The 11,282-nt window shown below is 43.5% G+C and carries 9 protein-coding genes; all 9 read left to right on the forward strand.

Features of this window, described 5'->3' with window-relative positions:
* The first annotated feature begins 24 nt into the window (after positions 1–24).
* The 9 genes from Q4492_RS14430 (at position 25) to Q4492_RS14470 (ending at position 11,107) form a co-directional block, all read left to right on the forward strand.
* Entirely contained in the window at positions 25–1,011 is a 987-nt protein-coding gene (locus Q4492_RS14430; protein WP_303419379.1) for an aromatic/alkene monooxygenase hydroxylase subunit beta, read from the forward strand.
* 14 nt (positions 1,012–1,025) lie between these two features.
* Entirely contained in the window at positions 1,026–1,295 is a 270-nt protein-coding gene (locus Q4492_RS14435; protein ID WP_067987055.1) for an MmoB/DmpM family protein, read from the forward strand.
* 16 nt (positions 1,296–1,311) lie between these two features.
* Entirely contained in the window at positions 1,312–2,811 is a 1,500-nt protein-coding gene (locus tag Q4492_RS14440) for an aromatic/alkene/methane monooxygenase hydroxylase/oxygenase subunit alpha (RefSeq protein ID WP_303419385.1), read from the forward strand.
* Between the two features lie 73 nt (positions 2,812–2,884).
* Entirely contained in the window at positions 2,885–3,247 is a 363-nt protein-coding gene (locus tag Q4492_RS14445; protein ID WP_067987059.1) for a phenol hydroxylase subunit P4, read from the forward strand.
* Positions 3,248–3,271: 24 nt separating this feature from the next.
* On the forward strand, positions 3,272–4,333 hold the full coding sequence (locus Q4492_RS14450) for an NADH:ubiquinone reductase (Na(+)-transporting) subunit F (RefSeq protein WP_303419388.1): 1,062 nt from the start codon (positions 3,272–3,274) through the stop codon (positions 4,331–4,333).
* 313 nt (positions 4,334–4,646) lie between these two features.
* The gene (locus Q4492_RS14455) at positions 4,647–5,669 is read left to right on the forward strand and encodes a YCF48-related protein (protein WP_303419390.1); all 1,023 of its coding nucleotides are present in this window, start codon (positions 4,647–4,649) and stop codon (positions 5,667–5,669) included.
* An 11-nt stretch (positions 5,670–5,680) separates the two neighbouring features.
* Entirely contained in the window at positions 5,681–8,071 is a 2,391-nt protein-coding gene (locus Q4492_RS14460) for an RND family transporter (RefSeq protein WP_303419393.1), read from the forward strand.
* Positions 8,072–8,151: 80 nt separating this feature from the next.
* The gene (locus Q4492_RS14465; RefSeq protein ID WP_303419396.1) at positions 8,152–9,762 is read left to right on the forward strand and encodes a DUF1302 family protein; all 1,611 of its coding nucleotides are present in this window, start codon (positions 8,152–8,154) and stop codon (positions 9,760–9,762) included.
* Positions 9,763–9,790: 28 nt separating this feature from the next.
* Positions 9,791–11,107, forward strand: coding sequence for a DUF1329 domain-containing protein (locus Q4492_RS14470; protein WP_303419399.1), 1,317 nt, complete (start codon positions 9,791–9,793; stop codon positions 11,105–11,107).
* The last annotated feature ends 175 nt before the right edge of the window (positions 11,108–11,282 follow it).

The following is an 11,282-nucleotide window of genomic DNA, read 5'->3' on the forward strand; positions in this document are numbered from 1 at the left end:
CTCGTTTTGCTGGGGCACAACCGCATGACTATTGAAATAAAAACAGCAACGCTAGAACCCGTAAGAAATACTTATGCTCATATTGAGCGTCGTTTCGGCGATAAACCTGCTACACGCTATCAGGAAGCAACCTATGACGTGCAGTCTGAAAAGTATTTCCACTACCGACCGCTTTGGCAGCCAGAGAAAGAGCTGAATGATCCAAGCCGTACCGCTATAAAAATGAAGGATTGGTATGACTTTAAAGATCCCCGTCAGTTTTATTACGGTGCTTATGTCCAGCAGCGGGCAAAAATGCAAGAGGTGGCTGAGAACAACTATGCCTTCTTTGAAAAGCGCAATTTAATGGCCTGTCTTCCTGATGGAATGGAAGCGAAAATCATTAAATACCTCATTCCTCTCCGACATTTAGAGCAGGGAGCCAATCTAAATAATATGTACGCCTGCTCTTATGGTTACGGTACTGCGATTACGCAAGCCTGTTTGTATAACGGCATGGATCGATTGGGTATCGCTCAATACTTATCGCGTATCGGCTTAATTATTGATGGCAATACAGGTGATTCTTTAGCTGAAGCTAAACAGGCTTGGATGAACGACGCTATCTGGCAAGGTATTAGAGCCGCCGTTGAAAAGATGATTATCACAGAGGACTGGTTTGAGGTTTTGGTCGCTCAAGATGTGGTACTTGATTGTTTAATGCATGAGCTTTTCTACGTGCAATTTGATCAATGGTTACAAGATAACGGCGCTCAAGATATAGGCATGTTAACTGAGTTTATGCAGGTTTGGGCTAAAGATAATAATCGCTGGATTGACGCAACGCTAAAAATTGCAGCGGCAGAGTCTACTGAGAATAAGGCACTTTTAGAGACTTGGGTGAGTGATTGGAAGCAGGTCATAAGTGAGGCGCTTTCTCCGCTCGCTGCAGAGATGCTAGGGAGTGATGCTTTGGCATTAGCCGAGTCGGCTCTTGATAAACGTTTAATGAAGGCAGGCCTATTTAAATAGGAAGGGTTCTAAAGATGTCAAAAGTATATATCGCATTACAAGACAACGATGAGTCTCGTTATATCGTCGAGGCCATTGAGGAAGATAACCCTGAAGCAACGGTTATTCATATGCCTGCAATGATCCGTATAGAGATGGATGGCCGGCTTACCGTATTGAGAGAGACTGTAGAAGAAAAGATGGGACGTGACTGGGACATTCAAGAGTTACATCTAAACCTAATTACACTCGGCGGCAACGTTGAAGAAGATGATGACAGCTTAAGTCTTCATTGGAATGAATAAAAATAAGGTTTGAATCATGGCTAAGAAACTAAATATAAAAGATAAATATCGCCTGTTGACCCGTGACCTCGATTGGGAATTCTCCTATGTGGATCGTAAAGATGCGTTCCCGTTTGAAGAGTTTGAAGGCATAAAAATTACTGATTGGTCTAAATGGGAAGATCCATTCCGCTTAACAATGGATTCTTATTGGAAGTATCAAGCAGAAAAAGAGAAAAAGCTTTACGCAATTTTTGATGCATTCTCACAAAACAATGGCCACTTAAATGTGTCTGATCCCCGTTATGTGAATGCGCTTAAATTGTTTTTAACGGGTGTCTCGCCACTTGAATATCAAGCTTACCAAGGCTTTGCCCATGTAGGTCGTCAATTTGGTGGTGTGGGTGCGCGTGTTGCTTGTCAGATGCAAGCGATCGATGAACTACGTCACGTGCAAACGCAGATTCACGCGATGAGTCACTACAATAAGTTCTTTGATGGCTTCCAAGACTATAGCCATATGCATGACCGTGTTTGGTATCTGTCTGTACCTAAGTCATTTTTTAATGATGCACGTGCGGCAGGCCCCTTCGAATTTATGGTCGCGATAGGTTTCTCATTTGAGTACGTATTAACCAATCTGTTGTTTGTGCCTTTCATGTCTGGTGCTGCTCATAATGGTGATATGGCCACAGTGACCTTTGGCTTTTCGGCGCAATCTGATGAAGCACGCCACATGACTTTAGGTCTTGAGGTGATCAAGTTCCTGCTTGAACAACATGAAGACAATGTTCCTATTGTTCAAAAATGGATTGATAAATGGTTCTGGCGTGGTACTCGATTATTGACCATTGTGGCGATGATGATGGATTACATGCTGCCTAATAAGGTGATGTCTTGGAAAGAAGCTTGGGAGGTCTATTTCGAAGAGGCAGGTGGATCTCTCTTTAAGGATCTCGCGCGTTATGGCATCAAAATGCCTAAATATGCAGAGACTATAGAGAAAGAAAAAGAGCATGTATCTCATCAAGCGTGGTGGATCTTCTATACCCACGGTCATGCTGCAGGATTCCATACTTGGATCCCATCCGATGAAGAGTTGGACTGGTTGTCTGAAAAGTACCCAGATACGTTTGATAAGTATTACCGTCCCCGTTGGGAGCTAGCTAAAGAGATGGAAGCTAAGGGAGAGCGTTTCTATACCAAAGCGCTGCCTCAGCTCTGTACTACGTGCCAGATCCCTATGGGCTTTACCGAGATGGATGATCCTACTCAGGTGTGCTATCGCGATTCGGTTTATAAAGGTGATCGTTACCATTTCTGCTCCGACGGCTGTAAAGATATTTTTGATGATGAACCTGAAAAATATGTCCAGTCATGGCTGCCGGTTCATCAAATATTCCAAGGTAATTGCGGCGGTCCGGATGTCGAGAATGTTTTAAGTGATTTCTACCGGATGAATTTAGGTGAAGACAACATGGATATGAAAGGCTCACCTGATGAGAAGCGCTGGAAGCAATGGAAAGGTGTTGCCTGATCAGGCGACAAAATAATTAAACGATCGATAGTCCCTGACAAGAGGGACTATCGTATTGATCGGGAGAATAATAATGCCTATACATGCCATAACACCTGAATACAAAGGCGAAGTATTAGATAAATTAGAAAATTTTAACGGCAACCAAGTAGTTTATGTAGGTTGGGATCATCATTTGATGTTTTGCGCTGCATTTGCATACCCTTTGCCCCCTGAAATGCCATTTAGAGCCCTGTTAGACGATGTAATGCCTGAAGCATTTAGCCTTCATCCTGAGTTTTCTAAAATTAATTGGGATAAAGCAGAATGGTTATTAGATGGTCAGCCATTTATTCCTCAACTCAATGCATCATTAATAGATCAAGGGATTGGTCATAAATCGTTATTACGTTTCCAAACGCCTGAACTAAAAGGCGTTCAGGAAGCGGGTATCTAAAGCCAGTTTATAAGGTGGAATACTATGACTTATGAAGTAGTTGTTGAGCCGACAGGTGATGTGATTGAGGTGGAAGAGGGCCAGACTATATTAGATGCAGCGCTTAGGCAGGGTGTTTGGCTACCTTTTGCCTGCGGTCATGGCACTTGTGCAACCTGTAAGTGCCAAGTAACCGAAGGTGATGTGGATCTTGGTAATGCATCGCCCTTCGCGTTGATGGATATAGAGCGAGAAGAGGGGAAAATCTTAGTCTGTTGTGCAACACCCGAATCGGATTTAGTGATTGAAGCTGATATAGATGTTGATGAAGATTTTGAGGGTTTTCCTGTTAAAGACTTTATCGGCACCGTTTCGGCAATTGAAGATCTATCACCGACGATTAAAGGTATACATTTTACCCTTGATGATGAGATCGAATTTCAAGCAGGGCAATATATAAACCTGAGCATTCCAGGAGTGGAAGGATCTCGTGCATTTTCTATTGCTAACAAACCTTCTGATAATAAAGTGCTTGAGTTGCATGTGCGTTTAGTCGAAGGGGGCGCGGGTACTACGTATCTGCATGAACAGCTGAAGGTGGGTGACACTTTAGAGCTCTCTGGTCCTTATGGTCAGTTCTTTACACGCTTGTCTGATAGTCAGGATGTTATTTTTATTGCTGGTGGATCAGGCTTGTCGAGCCCACAGTCGATGATTTTTGAATTGATCGAGCGTGGCGATAGCCGTGAGATTTATCTCTTCCAAGGCGCACGCAATGTTGCGGAGCTTTATAACAGAGCTATTTTCGAAAACTTAGCAAAAGAGCATAGTAATTTTCATTATATTCCAGCGCTGAATGCGCCAGAGCCTGATGATGATTGGCAAGGCTTTACGGGCTTTGTTCATGATGCCGCAGATGCGCATTTCAATAGCCGTTTTGATGGTCATAAAGCTTACCTTTGTGGTCCACCTCCTATGATCAATGCCGCGATTACAACGTTGATGCAAGGGCGTTTATTTGAACGCGATATCCATATGGAACGTTTTCTAACGGCTGCAGATGAATCTGAAGATCAATCTAGGTCTGCTTTATTTAAGCGTATCTAAACGTCTGTCTTCTCTTTTTTAAACCAGCGCAATGCTGGTTTTTTTATTTCTGAGCTTTGGTCAGGTCTTGGCCATTGATTGATAGCCTGTCATTAATGATTTGATTATCCCTCTTTAGGTTATTTGATTATTTGATGAATGATGAGGTTTGTGAAGTCGATGACTTTGTGGAATAAAACTCAATAATAATCACTAAACAATTGAATATTAAGTATTTTATTTTTATCTAAATAAGCTGGCACGGTGGTTGCTCTATTCTAATCGTCGAGGTGTATATGCACCTATAAATACAGTTTTTGGTGATGTGAATAAAATGACGTCAATAACTAAAAAAAGATACGTCGATAATCTTAACTTTTATAAATCGTCAGGGCCGGCTTTAGCGAAGCTTGAAACAGCAGGGCTAGCGCTGATCATTTCTCTATCGTTAGTGGGCTGCGAAGCCCCACTTAATCTTGAAGGGGTCGAAGCCGAGAAGCAAAAGCAAGTTCGCCGTACAGACCAGCTTCAGGGCATTGCGGCCAATGCTACGACGCTAGTGGTCGTTGGTTCGGATGGTCTTGTTCTAACCAGTCCTTTAGATCAACTATCTTGGACTCGTCATCAACTTGATGATGCACCAGCGCTCGTTGATGTTGCTGTCTGCCCTGATCAAAGCTTTGTTGCGCTAAGTATCGACAAGCGAGCTTGGTTTAGCGCCGATAATGGTCTTAGCTGGCAGTCTAAAAAACTCCCCACCCCGGAAGACCTTCTTGATCTAACTTGCGCACCTGATAACAGTATTTGGGTCGTAGGTAGCTTTTCTACTGTCCTTAATTCTACCGATAAAGGTGAATCATGGCATGAGACGACTTTAAACGAAGATGCCATGTTGACGGGTATTCAGTTTGTCGATCAAAACACGGTCTTTATCAGTGGTGAGTTTGGTTTAGTCAGTCGTAGTGATGATGCGGGCATGAGCTGGAATACACCGGAGATGATTCCCAATGACTTCTATACCCATGCGGCTCATTTTACTTCAGCCTCAGAGGGCTGGGTCGGTGGTTTAAGTGGTCAAATTCTTTATACAGAGGATGCGGGGGTTAGCTGGGAAAAACAACTAACGCCGACTGAATCGCCTATTTATGGTTTTTATTCTATAGGGGAAAAGCTCTTTGCCTTTGGTGATCACTCAACACTGTTGAGTTTTACCGGTCAGGATTGGGCAGAAATAGATACCCATGGTCGTCCGGTGTATTTGCGTGATGTCACACAACTACCGTCAGGAGATTTCCTCTTGGCTGGAGGCTCTGGGTCTCTGTTTTCTTTAGCTATTCAACCTATATCTGGTAAGTAGAGGCCTTTATCATGGATAAGCAGTCCACTAAGGCTCATAAGGCCACCCATTTTTTACATAACTTGGATGAAGCAGTATTTGCTTATCCTAAGTTAATTCTAAGTTGTATTTTACTGGTGACGCTCTTTTTCGCGTACCAGATTCCGAGTGTGAAAATGTACTCGGATTTCGCTGACCTGCTGCCGCAGGAACACACTTACATAGAACTTCACAACGAGATTAAGGAGTCCTTTGGGGGAGCCAATGTTGTGATTGTTGGGGTGGAAGTGGAAGAGGGGGATATCTTCAGTAATGCTGCCCTCGAAAAGATCCATCGTGTAACTCAAGCTGTAGATAGCTTACCTGGTGTTAACCATAACCTTGTTGCCAGTGTAACTCACCGTAACTCCCGTAAAGTGTGGATGACGCCGGAAGGTAACGTCAACTCTGAGTCCTATTATGATTCTCAGGGTGGTGAAATGAATGTGGAAGCCCTATCGGAGCTTCGTTCCGACGTGTTGGCTGATCCTAGAGTGTATGGCCCATTAGTATCGCCAGATATGAAAATGGCGCTGGTTAAAGCGCAGTTAAATGAAGGCCAGTTGGATTACGTTAAGACCTTTAATGAGATCCAAAGCTTACGTGATGCGGAAAACGCTGAGGGCTTTAAGATCCATGTTACTGGCCAGCCTATGCTCGTTGGTTGGGCGTATCAGTACTTAGATCAGATCATAGAGATCTTCCTATTTACAGCGCTGATTATGTTGTCATTGCTGATCTTTTACTTCCGTAAAGCCTACGGGGTGCTGATTCCTTTAGCCGCGGTGATCGTTTCCTCTATTTGGGGGATCGGTATTATTTCGTTGTTTGGGTATAACCTTGATCCATTAGGGTTGGTAATCCCATTCCTTATCTCTGCCCGTGCCATGTCCCATGGTATTCAGATAGTCGAGCGCTACTATCAAGAGCTGAATGATCATTCAGATCATCATGCTGCCGCTCGAAGTACCTTTGAGAATCTATTCCGCCCTGGAAGCTTAGGTGTAGTATCTGATGCCATAGGGCTGCTGTTAATTGCGATAGGGTCTATTCCACTTAATACCAAACTGGCCCATTACGCTTCCCTCTGGGCGTTATGCATTATTATTACCGTATTGCTAGCAGTTCCTCTTTTACTATCAATCCTTCCTAAGCCTAAAAACACTGAAGTTAAACACAATATATTTCGTAATGTTGGCTTTGCTTGTGCTGAAATTATTAGTGATAAACGCTCAGCAAAAAATGCCTTATGGATAGCGGCTTTCTTTCTTGTGGGAGGCTGGTACTTCTCCTCTAAAGTTGTGATTGGTGAGTCTGAGCCGGGTTCGCCGATTCTCTATCAAGATCATGATTACAACCAATCATCTAAAGCGATCAATGATAGTTTTCCTGGTTCAGAGGAGCTCTATATTGTGGCAGAGACCTCAGAGAAGGGCGGTATTAAACGTCCAGAAGTCCTTAAAGCGTTAAGTGAGCTTGAAAACCACATGATGCTTGATCCTGAGGTTGGTGGGGCAAAAGGGATTCCTGATTTAGTAAAACAGGTTAACCGTTTACTGCACAATGATGATCCCCGTTGGACCCAGATCCCTGCAGATCCGCAATATGTAGGTGGACTTATGTTTACCTACATGATGTCGAGCCCCATTCCTGGAGCGCTGAATGAGTTTGTCGATACCGATGAGCGAATCGCCAATCTAGTTTTCTATTATAAAGATCACCAAGGAGAAACGATCCGTCGTGCCATTCACACGGCTAAAGAGTGGATTACCGCTAATGAAGGCAAAGTTGAAGGACTTACGATTCGCCTTGCTGGCGGCACGATTGGCGTGACGGCAGCGATGAATGAAGCGGCCTATGAAACCAACCTATGGGTTTTACCTTTAGTCTTTATTCTGATCTTCCTCATGGTGATGTTTTTCTATCAGTCATTAGCGGCGGGCACCATGATGTTTATGGCTATGCTCTTTGCGACCACCTTGACCTACGCCTATATGGGGGTAACTCAAATGGGTATCAATATTAACACTGTCCCCATTATTGCGGTGGGCGTAGGTGTAGGTATCGATTACTCAATCTACATGATGGATCGCATTCGCTCCGAGATGGTGAAGCTGCAAGATTTAAATGTAGCGGTGAGAGAGGCGATCCGCACCACTGGGCTAGCGATCAGCTTTACGGCCATTACCTTGATGGCGGGTATCGTGATGTGGGTGTTGTTATCTGATCTTCGTTTCCAATCCGATGCTGCGTTACTGCTGATGGTTATGGTGGTGCTAAATGGCGCGGCAGCCATGCTACTGGTACCTAGTTGGATACTGGTCTTTAAACCTAAATTTATCTGCAAGGCTTACCAAGATGATGATGGTGTTCTTCATTCGTGAAGCCACCACATTCGGTCTGCGTTGTTGTGAATACTTGCTGTATGAAAACTTAAAATAAAAAAACCTGAAGGGGTTTAGTGATGACAAAAAAAATAACAACACTTAACAAAGTAGCCATTGGGGTGGCTACCGCGATAGCAATGAGCTATGGCCCAACCGTATCTGCGGGAGAAGCGCAATGGTCCGGTTATGTTGAGAATGCTACCTATTTTCGCGATAAAAAAGGACTGTCCAAATTTAGAAATACTGCACAGGCGGAGTTTTATAAACCTGTCGAGTCAGATGGTTGGAGCAATGTCAGCATCAACGGTGTGCTTCGCGCTACCTATGATGGGGTATACGACTTAAATGATGGAGAGTTTGGCAAGAATGCAGGTGAAAACTACTTAGGTGAAAACTGGCATGATAATAATACGGCCTCTTCATCGGCAGTATTAAACCCTGGTGTTGCTTTTCCTTGCGAAAATGACCCAGCCTTATGTAACAACCTAGATGGTTACATGGATCAAGATGAAAATGACGCTAAGTTCTCAGATTTTAACGATGAACTAGATTTTATTCGTGAGCTTTATATTACTGCGGATAAGCAGCTGGCTAATGGCGATATTTTCAATGTGACCTTTGGTAAGCAACAGGTTGTATGGGGTAAAACCGATCTGTTCCGTGTTTTAGATGTGGTCAACCCGGTGGACTATTCCCGTCATAATATCTACGACGAGCTTGAAGATATTCGTATTCCTCAGTGGATGTTGACGGCTGAATGGCGTATGGGTGCCAACAACATTTTTGATGATCAGAACCTACAGTTTATCTGGAACATTGATAAGTTCCGTCCTCATAACTTAGGTACTTGTGGTCAGTCCTACAAAATGGTTGATGCAGGTTGTTTCTTTGCCTCGTCTATTCAAGGTGGCGGCCCTTACATAATTAACGATGTAGAAGAGTATGACTGGAACCTGAAAAACACCCAGTTTGGTGTGAAATGGGAAGGGGTGTATGGGGATGCAACGTTCTCACTTAATGCTTTACATTACCGTCAGCAACTACCTTCTATTCATGCGCTAGGTGCGCCAGGCGATAACTTCGGTTTGTTCGATATTCACTTCCCGCGCGTAACCTTGCTAGGTGGTGCGATTGACTATTACTCCATGAATATGGATGCCACATGGCGCCTTGAAGTGGCTTATACCGAAGGGGAAGAGCAGCCAAGAGACACAAACGGTTATAAAGAAACCGATATGCTGCGTTATGTAATTGGGTTTGATAAAAACAAGATCATTCCTTCTTTAGGAACACGTAGTGCTTTCCTCATTTCTGCTCAGTTATTTGGTGAGCATATTCTCGATCATGAAGTGGATATGCCTAACGATGAAGATAACTGGATCGCAACGGGTTTATTCAAAGGTTTCTATATGAATAACCGTTTGAGCCCACAGATCATTGTTGCTCATGATTTCGCGGCGAAAGCGACCGCTATTGCGCCAAGCATCTCATTTACACCTGATAACCACTGGATGTTTAACCTTGCCTTGAACGTGAAAACTGGCGGCGATGAAACTTTCCCTTGGAGCGTGACAGGTGGTGACGCGGGTGGTGGTCAAACTGAACCTTTAGCGCGTTTCCTAAATGGACCAATCGGTGTGGCTAATCAGGAAGATGAAATCCAGTTCACTGTGCGTTACAGCTTCTAACAATAGAGAATAATAAAGGTAGATAACGATGTTGAAAAAAACATTAATAACTTTAGCGGTTACGGCAGGGTTAAGCGTAAACGCACAGGCGGCACAAATTTCTGAAGAGGTTATTCAGGAAGCGTTTCACCCTTATGCAAACTCATTACCTAAGGCCGATATGGTTAAGCCAGGGATGACTATTAATGCAGGTAATGTTGATTCAGTTAAGGAATACCTTGATCCTGCAATGTATATGTTCATCAAAAATGGTGATTATGAAATGAAAGTGGGGGAAACGACCTCATTTGATCTCCATAAATCTTATGTCGACGCTACACGCAAATACTCAGGAGATGTAAAGTTAGGCTCAAAACCGGGTGAAATATCAGGTTCTGTTGCTGGTCGACCTTTCCCTCAGGAGCCATCATTAGATGACCCCCGAGCAGGTGAGAAGCTAGCTTGGAACTACAAGTTTGGTTACAACTGGGGAGATTCCTCCGCGATTTACCCGTTCTATTGGAAATACCGCGATATGAACAGTGGTAAAGTAGAACGTACAGTAAAAATGAACTTCCACTTTTTGAATTTCACTCACCGAACGCAACAGGAACCATTCCCTGAAATTACGCCCAACCCATCCAATCTGTTTCGTGGCATCTACGTTCAAGTGTTAGAGCCGTTTGATGTGAAAGACACTCAATTACTGATCCAGCGATTTGATGATGATCTTAAGCGTGATAATGCCTATTTATACTTGGGCTTTCAGCGCCGTGTGCGCCGCTTGTCTTCAGGTCAGACAACCGATGCCTTCCTAGGTTCTGATGTAATGATCGAAGACTTTGAGGGTTATAACGGTCGAATTAGTGATATGAACTGGACTTACAAAGGCACCAAATACATTTTGTCGCCGATGTATAACCATAACGAGATGGTGCTTGATACTGAAACTCACAAAGATGATGACGGTTATCAGGTGATTAAATTTGCTGGTAGAGGGGGATGCTTCCCAGAGATAACTTGGCAGCTGCGTAAGACCTATGTTGTAGAGTCTTCACCTGTTGATCCGAACCATCCAATTAGTAAACGTGAACATTACATGGATGCACAGACCTTCATTATCCCACGTAATATTACCTACGACCGCAAAGGCGATATGTGGAAAAGTTGGACTATTGGGCAAGCCCATCCTGATCATCACTTACCTATAAACAAAGGTACTGGTGTTGCTATTGATGATAGCTTCTCCATGGTTGATATACAGGCTAATCATTGTACGACAGGTCAGTTTAAAGGGATTGTTGATCCTGAGTTGACGCCACCAAGTAAAATGACAGTACAAAACTTACGCGCATCAGGCCGTTAAGTTTTTGAGGTTGTTATGGTCCCCTTCTTCACCTTAACAACCTTTCTATCACAACATACTGCTTGAAGCAGGATGCTTATTTTTTTAAGCCAAGGATGGCTTTTATTTTAAGCTTATTGCAAATACTCCCAACTATAGGACAGTGAATCATCACTCAAATAATTTGAGTGATTGT

Source organism: Neptuniibacter sp. 1_MG-2023, from assembly GCF_030547185.1.
Taxonomy (GTDB): Bacteria; Pseudomonadota; Gammaproteobacteria; order Pseudomonadales; family Balneatricaceae; genus Neptuniibacter.

Coding starts and splice junctions, on each gene's coding strand:
- Q4492_RS14430 (WP_303419379.1), top strand. CDS start 25: ATGACTATTGAAATAAAAACAGCAACGCTAGAACCCGTAAGAAATACT.
- Q4492_RS14435 (WP_067987055.1), top strand. CDS start 1,026: ATGTCAAAAGTATATATCGCATTACAAGACAACGATGAGTCTCGTTAT.
- Q4492_RS14440 (WP_303419385.1), top strand. CDS start 1,312: ATGGCTAAGAAACTAAATATAAAAGATAAATATCGCCTGTTGACCCGT.
- Q4492_RS14445 (WP_067987059.1), top strand. CDS start 2,885: ATGCCTATACATGCCATAACACCTGAATACAAAGGCGAAGTATTAGAT.
- Q4492_RS14450 (WP_303419388.1), top strand. CDS start 3,272: ATGACTTATGAAGTAGTTGTTGAGCCGACAGGTGATGTGATTGAGGTG.
- Q4492_RS14455 (WP_303419390.1), top strand. CDS start 4,647: ATGACGTCAATAACTAAAAAAAGATACGTCGATAATCTTAACTTTTAT.
- Q4492_RS14460 (WP_303419393.1), top strand. CDS start 5,681: ATGGATAAGCAGTCCACTAAGGCTCATAAGGCCACCCATTTTTTACAT.
- Q4492_RS14465 (WP_303419396.1), top strand. CDS start 8,152: ATGACAAAAAAAATAACAACACTTAACAAAGTAGCCATTGGGGTGGCT.
- Q4492_RS14470 (WP_303419399.1), top strand. CDS start 9,791: ATGTTGAAAAAAACATTAATAACTTTAGCGGTTACGGCAGGGTTAAGC.